This is a genomic window from Paenibacillus phyllosphaerae (assembly GCF_014192105.1).
GTDB lineage: Bacteria > Bacillota > Bacilli > Paenibacillales > Paenibacillaceae > Paenibacillus_Z > Paenibacillus_Z phyllosphaerae.
Genome location: NZ_JACHXK010000021.1, coordinates 38,065 through 53,798, shown reverse-complemented (window position 1 = coordinate 53,798; position 15,734 = coordinate 38,065). Strand labels below are relative to the sequence as shown.

14 protein-coding genes are annotated in these 15,734 nt (G+C 49.0%); 4 read left to right on the top strand and 10 right to left on the bottom strand.

Annotated elements, in window-relative coordinates:
- Nucleotides 1-66 precede the first annotated feature (66 nt).
- Nucleotides 67-2,343, bottom strand: a complete 2,277-nt coding sequence (locus FHS18_RS28505; RefSeq protein ID WP_183603799.1) for a preprotein translocase subunit SecA — start codon at nt 2,341-2,343, stop codon at nt 67-69.
- 132 nt (nt 2,344-2,475) lie between these two features.
- On the opposite strand from FHS18_RS28505, the gene FHS18_RS28500 reads away from it, so the two are divergent.
- Nucleotides 2,476-3,168 carry a TetR/AcrR family transcriptional regulator gene (locus FHS18_RS28500; protein WP_246427972.1) on the top strand — a complete coding sequence of 231 codons (693 nt, stop codon included), beginning with the start codon at nt 2,476-2,478 and terminating at the stop codon, nt 3,166-3,168.
- Between the two features lie 57 nt (nt 3,169-3,225).
- Complete coding sequence (locus FHS18_RS28495; protein ID WP_183603798.1) at nt 3,226-3,942, top strand: SDR family oxidoreductase; 717 nt, start codon at nt 3,226-3,228, stop codon at nt 3,940-3,942.
- A gap of 204 nt (nt 3,943-4,146) precedes the next feature.
- On the opposite strand, the gene FHS18_RS28490 is transcribed toward FHS18_RS28495, so the two are convergent.
- The 3 genes from FHS18_RS28490 to FHS18_RS28480 form a co-directional block, all read right to left on the bottom strand.
- Nucleotides 4,147-6,174, bottom strand: a complete 2,028-nt coding sequence (locus FHS18_RS28490; RefSeq protein WP_183603797.1) for a methyl-accepting chemotaxis protein — start codon at nt 6,172-6,174, stop codon at nt 4,147-4,149.
- A 305-nt stretch (nt 6,175-6,479) separates the two neighbouring features.
- Nucleotides 6,480-7,397, bottom strand: coding sequence for a helix-turn-helix domain-containing protein (locus tag FHS18_RS28485; RefSeq protein WP_183603796.1), 918 nt, complete (start codon nt 7,395-7,397; stop codon nt 6,480-6,482).
- Between the two features lie 34 nt (nt 7,398-7,431).
- Entirely contained in the window at nt 7,432-8,346 is a 915-nt protein-coding gene (locus FHS18_RS28480; RefSeq protein WP_183603795.1) for an oxidoreductase, read from the bottom strand.
- A 198-nt stretch (nt 8,347-8,544) separates the two neighbouring features.
- On the opposite strand from FHS18_RS28480, the gene FHS18_RS28475 reads away from it, so the two are divergent.
- Complete coding sequence (locus FHS18_RS28475) at nt 8,545-9,507, top strand: NAD(P)-dependent alcohol dehydrogenase (RefSeq protein ID WP_183603794.1); 963 nt, start codon at nt 8,545-8,547, stop codon at nt 9,505-9,507.
- Nucleotides 9,508-9,673: 166 nt separating this feature from the next.
- On the opposite strand, the gene FHS18_RS28470 is transcribed toward FHS18_RS28475, so the two are convergent.
- The 3 genes from FHS18_RS28470 to FHS18_RS28460 form a co-directional block, all read right to left on the bottom strand.
- Complete coding sequence (locus FHS18_RS28470; protein WP_183603793.1) at nt 9,674-11,038, bottom strand: MATE family efflux transporter; 1,365 nt, start codon at nt 11,036-11,038, stop codon at nt 9,674-9,676.
- A 164-nt stretch (nt 11,039-11,202) separates the two neighbouring features.
- On the bottom strand, nt 11,203-11,676 hold the full coding sequence (locus tag FHS18_RS28465) for a DinB family protein (RefSeq protein WP_183603792.1): 474 nt from the start codon (nt 11,674-11,676) through the stop codon (nt 11,203-11,205).
- Nucleotides 11,677-11,722: 46 nt separating this feature from the next.
- Nucleotides 11,723-12,595: an MBL fold metallo-hydrolase gene (locus FHS18_RS28460; protein ID WP_183603791.1), complete on the bottom strand. Its 873-nt coding sequence runs from the start codon at nt 12,593-12,595 to the stop codon at nt 11,723-11,725.
- An 86-nt stretch (nt 12,596-12,681) separates the two neighbouring features.
- Here FHS18_RS28460 and FHS18_RS28455 point away from each other — a divergent pair, with 86 nt between their 5' ends.
- Nucleotides 12,682-12,969, top strand: coding sequence for a hypothetical protein (locus tag FHS18_RS28455; protein WP_183603790.1), 288 nt, complete (start codon nt 12,682-12,684; stop codon nt 12,967-12,969).
- Between the two features lie 183 nt (nt 12,970-13,152).
- Here FHS18_RS28455 and FHS18_RS28450 read toward each other — a convergent pair whose 3' ends face one another.
- From FHS18_RS28450 to FHS18_RS28440, 3 genes are all read right to left on the bottom strand, one after another.
- On the bottom strand, nt 13,153-14,289 hold the full coding sequence (locus tag FHS18_RS28450) for a serine hydrolase domain-containing protein (protein WP_183603789.1): 1,137 nt from the start codon (nt 14,287-14,289) through the stop codon (nt 13,153-13,155).
- A 143-nt stretch (nt 14,290-14,432) separates the two neighbouring features.
- Entirely contained in the window at nt 14,433-15,284 is an 852-nt protein-coding gene (locus FHS18_RS28445; protein ID WP_183603788.1) for a protein phosphatase 2C domain-containing protein, read from the bottom strand.
- A gap of 54 nt (nt 15,285-15,338) precedes the next feature.
- The gene (locus FHS18_RS28440) at nt 15,339-15,617 is read right to left on the bottom strand and encodes a hypothetical protein (protein WP_183603787.1); all 279 of its coding nucleotides are present in this window, start codon (nt 15,615-15,617) and stop codon (nt 15,339-15,341) included.
- Nucleotides 15,618-15,734 lie beyond the last annotated feature (117 nt).

Sequence of the window (15,734 nt, the reverse complement as noted above, 5' to 3'; positions counted from 1 at the left end):
CCGGGGCTGTTAGTTGAACTAGCTATTTTCTCGATTAATTGGATGGCTGCTCGAATACCTGTTGCATCAAAATTCGGATAGGTTGAATATCGGCCTCAACATCTTCCGAATCCCAAAAGCGAATACAGTCATTGCGGTCCATGAGCTCCGTTTATTCTCGATGTATTGATCGTTGATGATATAAGTCCGAGTGGAAGTAGGACTCTGCAGACCGAACGCTTCCCATTTCGCCGGTTCATTCGAACCTTCGAGCTTTGCAAGCATCTTCGCCGACTCGCTATTTATTTTAGCTGGAATTTGTTCGTATGCTTGGGTGATCTGCAGATGAAACTCGTCGATCGGATTGCCGCTAGCGAGGCTCTCCAAGTGGATGCCTTCTCGAATGTAAGAAACGTATGCCAGATGGTCAGCCCAACACTCGTCGATATAGTAAAGCCGTACCCGCTGCTCCGAGGGGCTCATCGGCTTCTCGCCTTGCAGAATTCCGAGTCTTTCCGCGTATAAAATTCGCCTTTGATCCTCCACCATATCCGAATAACGGTTCAGTTCCTGGCGAATTTGGAAGTTCTGCCCCATAATCACGCGCTGAATATGGGCGAGCTTGCTGCGGAGCACTGAATCTTCGAGAGCCTCATTTTGTCTGGGAGCGCGAAATGCTTTATCGATGCCGAAGCGAAGCATCAACTCGTCCTCCAAGCTTACGAAAAATACGGATGCACCCGGGTCGCCTTGACGGCCGGAACGCCCGCGCAGCTGGTCGTCGATCCGTACGCTTTCGTTGACATGGGTACCAATCACATATAACCCGCCCAGCTTGGCGACAGCTTCCGCTTGCGTGGGGTTGCCTCCGCCTAGCCGAATGTCGACGCCGCGTCCCGCCATATTCGTGGACACCGTCACGGCACTGACCTCCCCCGCTTTGGCGATGATCTCAGCTTCCTCCGCGTCGTTCTTCGCATTTAGAACATGGCAAGGTACGTTGGCAACAGCCAGCGCCTTCGCCAACAAGTCAGACTCCTCGACGCTCGACGTACCGATGAGGATGGGACGCCCCTTCGCATGGACGGTTGAGATTTCGTGTACAAGCGCCTTAAGCTTGGCTTCTTTATGGGTATAAATCCGGTGCGGATGATCGATCCGCACGTTTGGCCGGTTCGGCGGAATTCGCACGACCTGCAGCTCATAAATATCTTCGAATTCCATTGCGGAAGCGTGCGCGGTAGCCGTCATTCCGCCAATCTTCGGATACAGACTAATGAAGTGTTGAAGGGTGATCATCCCGAGAATTTTCCCGCCAGCTGTCGGCTGCAGTCCTTCTTTGGCCGCAAGCGCGGCTTGCAATCCGTCCGGCAAATACCGGTTCTCCGCCACGCGGCCGGTATATTCTTCGATCAGCTCGATATTCCCGTCCCGGACGATGTAATCGACGTCTTTTTTCAATAACGATTCCACATGCAGCGCGCAATTCAATAAGATTAACAACTGACTGTTATGGCTATCGTACAAATTTCCGCATCCCAGCAGTACCTCCGCTTTGGCTGCGCCCGCTTCATTCAAGTATACGTTCCGTTGGAACTCATCGAAGACGTAGTGCTCTGCTTGCTCCAGTTGCCGAGCCACTTCTGCGAAACGAATACGATCGTCGCTGGCAGCGCCCGTCTCGCCGCTGATGACTAACGGCACCCGCGCTTCATCAAGAAGCAATGAATCCGCTTCGTCGACGATGACGTAGTGGAATGGACGATGCACGGTATCGACTTCGTTCAGGGCGATCGTGTCGCGCAAATAATCGAATCCCGCCTCTTTGGCCGTCACATAAGTAATATCCTTCGCGTACGCTTCCCTTTTCTCAGGCAAGCTCATACCCGCTTGAACCGAGCTTACGGTTAACCCAAGGAAACGATAGATCGGACCCATCCATTCCGCATCCCGATTGGCCAAATAATCGTTAAAAGTCAGCACATGAACGCCTTCGCAGGTCAGCGCATTCAGATAAGCGGGCATAACAGCAGAAAGCGTTTTGCCTTCTCCGGTATGATGCTCGATCACAAATCTCTCATGCAGTGCGATCGCAGCCACGATCTGGACATCGTAAGGCTGTAATCCGAGCTTTCGCTTCGCTGCTTCGCAGACCAACGCATAAGCATCGACCAGCAGCTCATCCAAAGGCGTGCCCGATTTTGCTTCTTTTTGCAGCCGGAGGGATTCAGCTTGAAGCTCCCCATCGTCCCATACTTCCAAATTCCGTTGCCTGATGAGTTCTACTTTGTCCTGATAGACTTTCAGCTTAGACTGGGTTTCGCGGTCTTTGAATTTTTGCATCCACTTGACGGCCAAATTCATCGGAATTGGATCCCTCCTCGGTAGAAATCGAAGATTCCCTGTTCTGATCGTTAGTATAACATTTGTGACCAATATTTTGAATTCTAGGAATTTTTTATAACTAGGCAGTGTTGTCCAGTAGTTTAATGTGAAATGGAGCAGCTGCCATGGCTCTTCCTTTTCACCTCATTCCCACAGTTGACAGAAAATGCAAAATTGATTATATTCGTTATATACCGATCGGTACAAAAAGGAGAAGTCATAATGGCAAGGCCCCGGGAATTTGATGAACATCAAGCATTAACTGCTGCCATGCAGGTGTTTTGGGAAAAAGGATATGAGGCCACATCTTTAAGCGATCTGACAAGTGCAATGGGAATTCAGCGACCGAGCCTGTACAGTACCTTCGGGGACAAGGAGTCGTTGTTCCAAGCTGCCTTATCGCTCTATGCTGAACGCAGTCTCGCCTTCATCCAAAAAAAGCTTGAAAGTGCGCCATCAGCTAAGGCGGCCGTACTCTTGTATCTTCAAGGAGTTGTTAGCAGTGCAGATGGACACAGACCGGAGTTAGGCTGCTTGTGCGTGAATACGATGGTAGAACTGGCTCCGCATCATCAAGGGTTTACCCAATTCACTAGGGTTTACCAGCAGCAGATTACGGAGCTGATCCAGTCGATCCTTGAAAAGGGTAAACAAAGCGGGGAATTATCCGAAACCCTTTATGCGCCGGCTTTAGCGAGTGCTATCGTCATTTCGGCCGTTGGCCTCGCCGTCACAATGAAATCCAATCCGGATATTACTCTAGTCGAGCAAGCTGTACAACAAATCATTCTCTTGCTCGACTAATTTTTTTTGACCATTATGTACTGTTCAGTACAAAACTAAAACGTTGGAGGTAATCACATGGCAACAACGAAACAAGTCGCGTTAATTACAGGAGCCTATAAGGGAATCGGTCTTGAAATCGGACGTCAGCTTGGCCAGTTGGGCATAATTGTGCTTCTTGGAGCACGAAGCTTATCCAAGGCTGAAGCCGCCGCCACTCTTTTGCGCGAAGAGCAAATTGAAGCACACGGTATAGAACTGGACATCACGAACCCCGATCATATCCAAGCAGCGGTGAGAAGACTTGAAACTGAATTCGGAAAACTGGATATTCTGATCAACAATGCGGGCGTATATACGGATCACCTGGGAACTCCTGTCGAGGCTGTACGCGCCAGCTTTGAGGTGAATCTCTTTGGTCCCCTTGCCCTCACGGACGCGCTGTTGCCCTTACTTAAGGCAAGTCCAGCCGGTCGTATCGTGAATCAGTCCAGTATTCTTGGCTCACTTGGGACCTTGCTCACCAACCCCATGTACGGCGTAAGATCTGTCCCTGCTTACACCTCTTCGAAGGCAGCGTTAAATGCCTGGACCGTGCAGCTATCCATTGCGCTTCGCGACACAACGATCAAGGTGAATGCCTGCCATCCAGGCTGGGTCAAAACCGATATGGGCGGCGCCGATGCCCCAATGGAGATCCACGAGGGAGCAGAGAGTGCGGTCTGGTTGGCTACGCTCCCTCAAGATGGACCGACCGGCGGCTTCTTTCACAAAAGAGAACTGCTTCCTTGGTAGGTGTTTGAGATACCTAAGCTTCTGGGGACGGCAGCCGATCATCTGGTCGGCTGCCATCTAATTAAAAAAGCCGATGCAGCCGAACTGTTCAAGCCGACTTATTATGGAGCAGCTCGTGCAACTGTCTCCTGTCACACGCTTATCTTAATGAGAAAAGCTGCCCCGCGTCATCTTTGAAGACGCGGGGCAGCTTTCCTACGAGGCTTAAAGGGTGAAGCGCTTGACCGTCTCTTGAAGTTGAGACGCCATGACAGCTAGCTCCTGTGTCGAAGAGGAAATTTCCTCCATTGAGGCCATCTGCTGCTGAGCAGCAGCGGATGTAGTCTGAGCGCTTTGGGCAGACTGCTTCGAAATATTCGCCAGCTCAGTTACACTTGTCGATACTTGATCTGTGCTTGCCGCAATTTGCTCTGCTACTGCTGAGATGCCTTGAATTTGTTCGACAATCTGGCTTGTAGATCGTTCAATATTAGTAAAAGCTGTCACCGCTTCTTGGCTGACTCTTAGGCCTTCTCCGATTTGTTCCTGTACATGGGTATGCATTGTGTCGTTTATTCTTTGAATGTACGCAAACATCTTATTAATGTTGCTGCCGATAGCATGGGCTGTTTCCTTTGATTGTTCGGACAGCTTATGCACTTCACCAGCAACAACAGCAAAGCCGCGCCCATGTTCGCCTGCGCGAGCAGCTTCAATCGAGGCGTTTAATGACAGTAGATTAGTCTGTTTCGCAATATCCGCGATGCTTTGGCTCATGCGTTCAGCTTCACTTGAAAGCCCGGATAGCTCACCAATGAGCAGAGCGGATTCAGAAGCTGCTTCCTGTATACGGTTCATCTGACCGCGTACGAGCCCAAATGTCTTGCTGCCAAGCGCAATATCCTTTTCCGTCTGCTCGGCGGAATAGACGATAACGCCAGCCGACTTGGCAATAGAGCTGACGCCTTTGGCCATCTCGACAACAGATTTTTCGGTCTGCTTCGAGACTTCGGCGCCGCTCATCGCATTTTCTGCCGTTTCCATAATTGTTTCGGTTACGTGCTGAACGGATTGTGCTGTATGCTCCGAGCTATCCTTAATCGATTCAGAAGAAGCGGAAAGCTTCATCGAGGTCGAATGCATCTCAGAGACAACTGACCGAAGCGAAGTAATCATCACATTGAAATCCGCAGCTAAATCGCCGAATTCATCCCTTCTCTTCATCGCTACGGCTACAGTCAGATCGCCATTGCTGACGCTGCGCGTAACCTGCTTTAGCTGCTTCAGCGGACCATGCACCATACGAATCATGAAGAAAATAATGATACCCGCAAGCAAAACTGCAATACCCAGGACAAGGAGCATCCGGTTTAAGATCGGTTCGGCTGCAACTGCATAATCATTCAGAGCAATAATACTAACGACACTCCAGCCTGTAACCGGCTCAACTGCGGAGTAGAATTCCATGTCCATATTCTGTAGGGGAAGAACCTCTTTTTTTATCGTTGTTAAATCACTTGGCAAACTGTCCGGGACTGTAATCATACCTTCGATTGGCCCACCGACTTGGACAGCACCGACGTCAAACACAAAACCGGTGCCGGTGACGACCTGGTTCGCCGAATCGATTACCATCATCGTTCCGGTGTCGCCAATCTTCGTCCCTTTTAAGCTTTCGGCTAGCGGGGTTAGGTTTAACGAAACGGCCAATACGCCATTTCCATTATTCAGCATTCGAGACACTACAGTGATAAAATTTCCAGTAGCTTCATTTTTGGCAAGAGGCGAAATAACAACTTTACCTGAAGCGGCTAAAGCCTCCTTGTACCAGGTTTCCTGTCTAGGATCGTAGTCCGTCTGCTCGACGGCCGGAACCGCTGTATACGTTCCTGCATCATTGACCAATACTAAGGCTTCAAAATTGGTAAAATGATTCTTAAAACGGTTAAAATGTTCGGCTGTCTGGCTTTGTTCCGTCAGACCGTTAAGGTCTTCTGCCAGCAGATTGACTTCATCCACAACCGGCGAAAAATAATTGTGCAAGCTATTCGTCACAAGCGCCATGCTCGAGTTAGTTCCACTTGTCATTTTTTCCTGTACCGTTTGCTTTGCGCTGTCATAGGAAAAGTATCCAATGACTACACTAGGAACAATGAGAACTGCCAAAAAAGCAAGTATCAACTTGCTGCGCATAAGAAGGAATTGTCTAGCGGTATTGCTCAAAATATGCATAATTTTTCTGTTTTTGCTCATAACGTTTCTCCTCTAATCCTTGGAAAGGATCATCTATCTTCTCGATGTAATACTATATATATATCGGCAGTAGCAACTTTTACTTGATAGGCATTGTCTTTGTATTATTTTGCATTTCTGGATCGTCGGGGAAGGTCAATTCTCCCCGATAGCTCAATGAGGCCACCGATCTTTTCGGCAGCCTCATCATGGTTGTTTTGTTATGGAATTAGCGTTCGCCTTTTAGCGATCTATTTTATAGGGATATATAGGAAACTCTTTTTGCTCCCACAATAGCCCTGAACCGGTCAAATCCGATCAACAGGTTAATGAAACGAATTTCTATAATCCATTGGAGATTGATTGGTTTTGTTTTTAAAAAGCTTACTAAACGATTGAGGATGCTCGAACCCCATTCGATAGGCGATTTCACTGACCGACAATGTTGACGTTACCAAGTAATCCTTTGCCTTCTCGATTAGCTTATTGTGGATATGCTTCTGGGCGCTCTGTCCCGTGATTTTACGCAGCATATCGCTTAGATAGTTTGGAGATAGGTTCAGTTTGCCCGAAAGATAGTGCACCGTCGGCAGTCCTATTTGTTGCACCGACTCTCCGTTAAAATAGTCCGTTAACAGGTCGTCTATTTGGACCAACAGATCCATGCTTGCTGTTTTTCGAGTGATAAACTGTCTGTTATAAAATCGATTCGTGTAATTGAGCAGCACATCGAGATAGGAAACCATCACATCCTGACTGTACATGTCTATCGGCGAATGGTATTCTCGCTGAATATGATCGATCAGATCCACGATTATTCGTTCTTCATGATCGGATAGATGCAACGCCTCATTGACCTCGTAGGAAAAGAAACCAAACTCCCTAATCCTTTTACCTAGCGGATAGTTTCGTATAAAATCGGGATGAAAAAACAACCACCAACCCGTAGCTTCAGTATGTTCACGATGATCAAAAGAAACGATCTGACCCGGTGACATCATGGACATCATACCTTCATCAAAATCGTAATACTTCTGGCCATATCTAATTTTGTTGCGAACATTTCTCTTCAATGAAATATTAAAAAGCCCAAACGAGATTCTCACGGAATCGTAGTTGATCCGCGGTATACTTTCTATGCGAATGACACTAATTAAAGGATGCTCCGGTTTCTGAATACCGAGTACGTGATGCAATTCCGCAATAGAATCGATATTCAAAGTCTGCCTATTTTCATTGTACATCGAAAGCCTCCTCCATTTTCAAATTGGAGTCATCTTAATTGAATTTGTACGTAAACCCCACTAGTTTTTCAGAAACTTCCCAAAGTTTCTTAGCCAGCTGAGCGTCGTAGGACTTGTCACTTGAAGTCACTTTTTCAGGATAGCCGCGAGTCTCCAACCATTTGGTCGGTCCAAAATATTCGGATCCCACTAAATCCCCTTCGGTTGCCGCTCTTAAAACGGGCAAAGCCCCTATTTCGATGTTTTGAGCGATGAACTTGTTGGCAAGTGCCACCAGCAACCCTTGTGATCGTTGAAGACCGGTAGCCGTATAGCCAGGATGCGCCGCTGTAGCCATGCTATCTTGTCTATGAATCTTGAAACGCCGGTCTAGTTCATAGGTGAATAACAGGTTAGCTAGTTTACTTTGGGCATACGCCTTGGATTTGTCATACGTCTTCTCCCCGTTCAGGTCATCGAAATGAATGTCCCCACCATATTTATGGAGTGCACTGCTTTGGGTAACTACTCGGGACTGAGGCGTATTCTTAAGGAGGTCTAGCATTAAGCCAGTCAATAAAAAATGGCCCAGATGATTCGTGCCAAAGTGTGTCTCAAAACCTTGTTTTGTTATTTCCCGGTATTTAGGATACATAATACCAGCATTATTGATCAAGATATGCAAATTTGAATACTTGGCGTGAAATTCTTCCGAAAACTTATGAATGGAGTTAAAGTCGGATAAGTCCAATTGCATCAATTCCACATTGGCCTTTTTATGCTTATGTATGATCTCTGAAACGGCGGCTTTTCCTTTTTCAAGATCACGAACCGCCATGATAATCTTTGCACCTTTTGCACTTAAAACAGTCGACGCTTCAAGTCCAAGCCCGCTGTTCGCGCCAGTTACTATAATTATTTTCCCGCCTTGATCGGTAATTCGCTCGGATTTCCATCCGCCATGATCCATCTGACTTCCTCCCCGTTCGTTATGCAACATGAGTATACAGAAATTTACGAAGTGATAGGATAGCCGAATCACTGGGAGTTGTAGTTAGAATGAGGATGAAGGACAGTTAACTTGACGACTAACCCTTGACTTAAGTCAATGTGCGTATACATACCTTTAGTTACAATGGAATCATTACTTAAACGAAAGGAGAAACCCATGAGAGCCATGGTGCAAACCTCGTATGGTTCACCGGAAGTACTTGTCCAGCAAGAAGTCGCGAAACCGTCGCCTGGAAACGCTGAAATTCTCGTACGTATCCATGCTGCCAAAGTAGGGCCGTCGGATTGCGCTTTTCGCAAGGGCGATCCGCGAATGATTAAATGGTTATACGGACTGTCCAGACCGAAATATGCCGTCGGGGGAACCGAATTCGCCGGAGAAGTCGAAGCAGTGGGCCAAGACGTAAAGCATTTTAAGACAGGGGATCGCGTTCTGGGGATGAGCGTCAAAAACCTCGGAGCGTATGCGGAATATAAGTGTCTGTCCGAAGAGAGCCCCCTTGCGGTTATACCGGGGAACATCACCTTTGAAGAAGCCGTCGGAGTCTGTGACGGGGGCGCGACAGCATTGAAGTTTTTAAGAGACAAGGCAAAGTTGCGCAAGGGACAGAAAGTGCTGATTCATGGTGCCTCCGGAGCTGTCGGCATCTATGCCGTGCAATTAGCCAAATACTATGGCGCAGAAGTAACCGGCGTTTGCTCCGCTGCCAACGAATCTTTGGTAAGAGAAGCCGGCGCCGATGATGTGATTGACTATAACCGAGAGGATTTTACGAAAGCGGGCAAAGCGTATGACGTCATTTTTGATGCGGTAGGCAAAAGCTCCTTTGTCCCATGTAAGCGTGTACTCTTGAACAAAGGAATCTATCTGACTACCTCACCTAAGTTGTCTATTATTCTGCACATGTTGTGGACTTCCTTATTTAAAAACAAACGGGCGATCTTCGCAACAGCCGGCCTTATGCAAAACAAAGCGAATTTGGTGTTTCTCTTGGAACTCGCAAGAAATGGAACGATTTACGCCGTGATCGATCGGCGTTACCCGTTAGAACTCCTGCCGGACGCTCACAGGTACGTAGAGACCGAACGTAAGAGAGGTAACGTGATTATTAAGATTTAATACGGATAGCAATAGCGATATGTAGACGCGCCCTATAGAAATCGCGCTAAACAAAAACCCCCTTCAGGCATGGAGTTCGTGCCTGAAAGGGATTTTCGCTGCCTCTTATTGATGAAGAAACGATTGCCTCGGTTATACGCGGAACGTGACAAACTGCTTTCTTTTCCTACATATGCCCTGTTACAGCCGCTGCCGGAATTTTGCCGGTCGTCGCTTTGACACGCATCCAGTCGATCGTCAGGTAGCGCCATCCGTTGGCAACCGCCGTCAGGACGATGAGCATGCATAGTGCCGACCAAGCGCCAGTCTGTCCCCAATCGAGCACCCTGGTCAACAGGATCGTCAATGGAATGAATAACAACCAGTTCAAGGCAAGTGCCGTCCGGGACAAAAACGTTGTATCCCCTATGCCGCGAAGTCCGCCGCCGAAGATAATATTCGCCCCTGTGAACAATTGCACGCAAGCAGTCAGATGGATGAGCGATACCGCTGTTTCATACACCGCGGCTTCCGAGGTATACAATTTGGCGATCGGCAAGGCAAACAGGATGAAGACGACCGAGATGAGCGCCATAAAGATAAGGCCAAGATACACCGTCACAATGCCGAATCTTCGGGCGGCTGCGCCATTCCCTTTGCCCACCTCCTGTCCGATCCCGATCGTAGCCGCAGCGCCGAAACCATTCGATGGCATGAACCCGAAGGACAAGATGTTCAGCGCAATCTCATTGGCAGCGATCGCCGTCGTGCCGAGCCGCGTAATACAGGCCGTAAACACAAGCATGCCTACGCTGTTCGACAGCTCGGTAACACCAAGCTTCATGCTCTCGAACATAAGCAGACGCACCTGTTGCAACTCGATGCGCACCCAGCTCCGCGTTAGGTACGCGCCGTTCATGAAACGGTAATACACGAGCAAGCTGAGCAGGAAGGTAACGCCCTCAGCAGCCACAATGCTCCACGCGGCACCTTGAAGTCCGAGATCTGGGAAGCCGAACGCCCCATAGGCCAGCACATAAGTCAATGTGACGACAAGCGCGCTATTAATGAGGGAGAGGGTCATTGGCGTACGCGTATCCCCAACTGCCCGCATATAAGCGAAAAACACGGTATTAAACATCGTGAAGATCAGCGCCAGCATTCTCACCATAAGATATGGAGTACCGAGGGTGAGGATCGTTTCATTCGAGCCCATCAGGTAGAGAATGCCGTAAGGGACCAGAAAACTGCCCGCTAGCAGGGCTATTCCTTGTGCGGCTGTGATGAGCAGCGCAATCTGCATCCGTTGGTTCCCCTGCCGGATGTTATCGGACCCATAGTTCTGGGCGACAAGAAAGTTGATCGCCCCTTGAACCCCTGAGAACAAGGCCCATAGATTATAAATGATAATGTTCACAATGCCGACAACCGCGATCGACGCTGCTCCCAGATTGCCGACGATCATGAGTACCAGCAAGCCCGTGAAGGTCATGGAGGAGAAAGTGGCAATGGACGGGATCGCTAATTGCAGTATTCGTTTGACCAGCAGCAAGACTGCACCTCTTGTTCGTAACGGATTGATTAAGCCCATTGCACACGATAGGCAGAACCTGCTTTCATTATAGGATGGCGCCTTCCTGCTGAAAAGAAGTGATATGTAGATCAGTTACTATCCTTAAGTATAGTGGCATGGACGAACAAACGGCTTACGGGGAGCTACCGTTGGGCCAACTGCTGCTTGATGGCTTTAATCGTGGCAACATGCATGCCTTCATGATACAAACAAAAACTGAGGCATTCCTTAACTGCCAGTAATTCAAGACCAGCCGAGGTAACAAATGGTTGCTCAAGTTCTTCTTCTAGACGGTGCCGCAAGGTTTGCTCGATCCGTTCGATTTGCTTAGCTAGCAAAAGCAACATTTCATCCAAGCCAGGTACCTGCGTTCCCCACTGTTCCGGCTTGGTGCCAGAAGCAAACAGTTCTGCAAAATGCTTAGGCAACTCCATTTTTTCATTCGTTAGAGCAAACGAAAACTTTTCATGAACGAGAAGAATGTGACCCAGGTTCCACAGCATATTGTTGTTGAATCCTCGTGGTACAGTGCGTGCTTCTTCCTCGCTTATCCCTTTAACCTGTTTGATCGTATTGTCTCGAACGAATTTTAATTGTCCAAACAAGAAATTGTTCATTGTCATTCCTCTCCTTTAGGGCCTTCGCGTATGCCCGCCATTGATTTTATTCCCCTAGCAAAAGAGACTGACGTTGATCCCCCAACAAAAATTGATGGATGGCATCTCGATCCCCATCGGCCAGTTCCCTTTTCATTTGCCGGGCCAATTCGCGTTCAATTCGTTGCTTATTAGGGCCATACTCCATCACAAGTTCTGCCAGCGTGCAATACTCGTTGATCTCCGGCCAAAACTCTTCAGCCGTCACAGGCCTATGATGGGACTCTATGTACCATGCCGCTGGATATGTCTTGATTTTCTCGACGATCCGCAAGAAATCTTGCGCTACATAATAACGAGGACCATCGTAGATTGCCGGTCCGAGAACATCTCCGAGAAACAATACCCGTTCCTCGGGGACATACATGATGCAAGAGTCTTCAGCGTGAATGCCGCCGATATGCTGCATCTCACAGCTGACTGCTCCGAGATGGAGCGTTAAGGCGTCGGTAAAAGTCATGTCCGGCAGAGAGATTCGGATATCCCGTTCCATGCCCTCATATTCCTTTTTGATATAGTCCGCACAGAACGCAATCTCTTTTCCTTCCCGGACGCGTTCATCTAATGCTTCGTCCGACCAATCTAAGCCGACTAGCTGTTGAAGCGCTTGGCGCGTCATCTCTGTTGCGACGAGCGGCGATGATGCGTCATAAGCAGCGCCGAAGCTGTGATCCCAGTGCCAGTGCGTCAACGCAGTTAGGGATGGCCGAGTCCCATACGCCTCCCTCACCGCTTCTCGGAACGCCGACGCATGGCGCAGCGAGTTGCCCGCATCCACGAAGAGAATCCGATCTTCTCCTAGGACTGCACCGAGGATCGGACGGTCAACGGAACCGTCAGCGGACATGTATGCGAATCGCTTGGTTAGTTCATGAATCATTTCGTTATCCCTCCACATCCATATTAACACGTTAATTTGTAGTATAATGATGTCTCAGCTACACTACATGAATATGAGGTGCAAGAATGTCCATTAATTTCACACAAGCCGTCATCAACAAGCTCCAGCGGGAAATTGCCGACATAGAAAGCAAGAACGAAAACGAGAAGAGCAAAAAGAAGAAAGCTCAGGCTAAGATCAAACAATTGGAAAGAGATATGAAATTAAGCCAGTCGCACAACGATCTAAGCGTCAAAATGACACGAATCAATAAATTAAACGAAGAGATTCGGACGATCACTCGCAATGAGGCTGATCTCGCCAAACAATTAGCTGCCAAGAAAGCTGCGTTGAAACAACATCAAGCGAAATAAGCGGAATGGTTTGCATACCGAGGTTGGGTATGCAGCATTCCGCTCTGGAATGGTTTGCATACCGAGGTTGGGTATGCAGCATTCCGCTCTGGAATGGTTTGCATACCGAGGTTGGGAATGGTATTAATCGGCAAAAGGCGCCGCAGGTCTGGCCTGTGACGCCTTCTTCTATGTACGCTTTTTTTATTTCAGGCAGGAGTACACGATATTTTTCAATCGAGGATGTACGTAAGGCTCCTGATTGTTCACCAAATGCTGCGCATACATGACGGTCAGCTGCGACTCGGGATCGATGATCGCGAAGCTGCCGGCCGCGCCGCTCCAGCCGAATTCGCCGAGCGGGGATAGGGATCCGCTGCCCGCTGCGGAGACATGGGTTCTGACGCCCAGCCCGTAGCCGTAACCGGCGTGATGCGCCCAGTTGTAGTCGCTTCGGGTGCGATCGGTCAGATGGTCGGTCCTCATCAGATCAACGCTGGCAGCTGACAAGATGCGCACGCCTTCCGGGCTTGTGCCGCGATTGGTCAGCGTATTCAGGAACAGCGCATAGTCGCTTACGGTGGACAACAGACCGGCCCCGCCGCTCTCGAATTCCGTGCCGATGAGGTACCAGTTACCGTCCATATGATCGGCCTTACCGAGCTCATCATTGAAAACATATTGCGGCACGAGACGGCTCTGCTGCGCTTCCGATAGGAAGAAGCCGGTGTCGCGCATGCCGAGCGGCCCGGTAATCTCTTCGTGCACGTATGCACTGAACCGCCTTCCGTCGACCTCCTCAACAAGCGCCGCGAGAACGTCATGGCAGAGACTGTAGTTCCACCGGGTCCCCGGCTCGAACAGCAGCGGTTCCTTGGCCAGGGCCTTTGCGAATTCGCGAGTCGGCAGCCGGCCATTGGTACGTTCCACAGCCTCCTTAATAGATGGCGCCGCGAGGTCGTAGGAGAAGCCGGCCGTCATAGCGAACAGGTCGCGAACCGTGATCGGACGTTCCGCGGGCTCCGTTGCCCATCCATCGTCCGTCTGCGCCTTGCGCACCTTCATTTCGGCGAACTCTGGCAGATAGTCGGAGAGCGGATCGCCGAGCAGAATCGTTCCCTTTTCCACCAATTGAAGCGCGGCCGTGCACGTTAGTATTTTCGTCAGCGAATAGAGATAGATGATTCGGTCCTCGTCGATCGGCGTCTTCGCTTCCAGATCGGCATAGCCGGCCCGGTAGCGGAAAACCGTCTCATTGCGATGCATGACAAGCACTTCCGCCCATGGAATGCGCCAAGCGGTGATGCGGTCGATAAACCGGGACAGCGGTGTAAAGTCCATCGTTTCCCATCCTTTACTTAAGGTTTTACTTCCATTATTGTACAGGGGGGGGTATTCCTGCAATCTCCAATACATGTAAACTTGCCGACGCTAGCACCATGGGCAATTGCGCCATTTATGTAAGCATGCATTGCTTCGTCTTATTAATGAAAACTAATGACCACTGCCGTTTTATCGTCCGATTTCTTGAATCGGATATGGCGGATACACTCGGGATCGCTTTCTTCCAGCTCTATCAATGCCTTGGTATATGGTTCTATCCCTTTTTTCAATATCTCATGTGCGACAAAGCTCCAGTACGAACTTTCTTCGTGCACGTCATTTGTCGGCCAGAACATTCCATCCGTTAGCAAAATCATATGTTTTAGACACGTGAGATTGATCTTCCCGTATTCGAAATATCGAGCTGCTTCTTGATCCCCGTTTAAGACCCCGTAACCGCCAGCCGTATTAGACCGATATCGATTCTGGATGATGGTATCTATAATGGTTTCATGAAGCGCTTCCCGGCTTTTCAACCCGTTCGCTATCCCTGACTCCCATTTGGCGAAGGCCGGAGCTTCTAAGTGCGACACTTGTCTCCAGGTTAATGGTCGAACTTCCTCATTCTCATACACGGCTAGAACCATGCAATCCCCAGTCTGAATATACTCCACTCCGTCTTCCTGAATTCGAATGATTGCTGCCGCCGCTCCCCACAGTTCCTCCTTCTTCGCCAGATCAATCGTAGCGAGCACCATTTGTTCCCTAAGAAGATCATTCGCCTCAATCAGGTGATCCCTTAAACTTCCAGGAGCAGCTAAGGATTCAAAGTAGGTTTTCGCCAAATTCGCCGCGATGAAACCGCCAGTTTCCTGTTTGGCATTCTGATAAGGCACCAAGGAAGATACGCCATCCAATACCCCGTACAAATTCGCTTGGGTATGCGCTACAATAGCATCTTCATTCAGTCTCCCGACGCCTTTCATGGTGAACTTTTCATGCTTTACCTTCATCGTGGTCACTCCTTCTAAGGATAATCATTTCCTTCACCTATACTCCCTTCGACGTTAGCGGCTAGTCGGTCTTACGGTTGCAGCCTTTCGTCTGCGTCGCCCGATTAGGAATGTCCCCACGATGTAGAGCAGGAAGGTTAACAGCGCAAGTAGGATAAAGAATTGAAAATGAACTACGACAAAATAAGAATCGTGATACTGAAAATCTGTCGGAGGCGGCAACAAGCTGCTTTTCACGACGTCGAAAAAGATAGGGCCGAGCATCAACCCATATACGAGCGTCGGAACGGCCACTGCCAATACAAGCCCGATCAGCCAATGATAGAAACGCATGGTTAAGTCCTTCCCTGTCGATAATCTGTGGAGTAAATGATTTGGCAGCTCAATGGCTTACCTTCAATTAACAATTCGATCTGGGTACAACGCAATCCTGCCACTGTGCCTGTTTGC

Excerpts from the sequence above, each read along its gene's own strand:
- FHS18_RS28480 (WP_183603795.1), bottom strand. The coding sequence starts at position 8,346 with ATGGATCATGGCGGATGGAAATCCGAGCGAATTACCGATCAAGGCGGG.
- FHS18_RS28500 (WP_246427972.1), top strand. The coding sequence starts at position 2,476 with ATGGAGCAGCTGCCATGGCTCTTCCTTTTCACCTCATTCCCACAGTTG.
- FHS18_RS28455 (WP_183603790.1), top strand. The coding sequence starts at position 12,682 with ATGTCCATTAATTTCACACAAGCCGTCATCAACAAGCTCCAGCGGGAA.
- FHS18_RS28450 (WP_183603789.1), bottom strand. The coding sequence starts at position 14,289 with ATGGACTTTACACCGCTGTCCCGGTTTATCGACCGCATCACCGCTTGG.
- FHS18_RS28440 (WP_183603787.1), bottom strand. The coding sequence starts at position 15,617 with ATGCGTTTCTATCATTGGCTGATCGGGCTTGTATTGGCAGTGGCCGTT.
- FHS18_RS28445 (WP_183603788.1), bottom strand. The coding sequence starts at position 15,284 with ATGAAGGTAAAGCATGAAAAGTTCACCATGAAAGGCGTCGGGAGACTG.
- FHS18_RS28475 (WP_183603794.1), top strand. The coding sequence starts at position 8,545 with ATGAGAGCCATGGTGCAAACCTCGTATGGTTCACCGGAAGTACTTGTC.
- FHS18_RS28505 (WP_183603799.1), bottom strand. The coding sequence starts at position 2,343 with ATGAATTTGGCCGTCAAGTGGATGCAAAAATTCAAAGACCGCGAAACC.
- FHS18_RS28465 (WP_183603792.1), bottom strand. The coding sequence starts at position 11,676 with ATGAACAATTTCTTGTTTGGACAATTAAAATTCGTTCGAGACAATACG.
- FHS18_RS28490 (WP_183603797.1), bottom strand. The coding sequence starts at position 6,174 with ATGAGCAAAAACAGAAAAATTATGCATATTTTGAGCAATACCGCTAGA.
- FHS18_RS28485 (WP_183603796.1), bottom strand. The coding sequence starts at position 7,397 with ATGTACAATGAAAATAGGCAGACTTTGAATATCGATTCTATTGCGGAA.
- FHS18_RS28495 (WP_183603798.1), top strand. The coding sequence starts at position 3,226 with ATGGCAACAACGAAACAAGTCGCGTTAATTACAGGAGCCTATAAGGGA.
- FHS18_RS28460 (WP_183603791.1), bottom strand. The coding sequence starts at position 12,595 with ATGATTCATGAACTAACCAAGCGATTCGCATACATGTCCGCTGACGGT.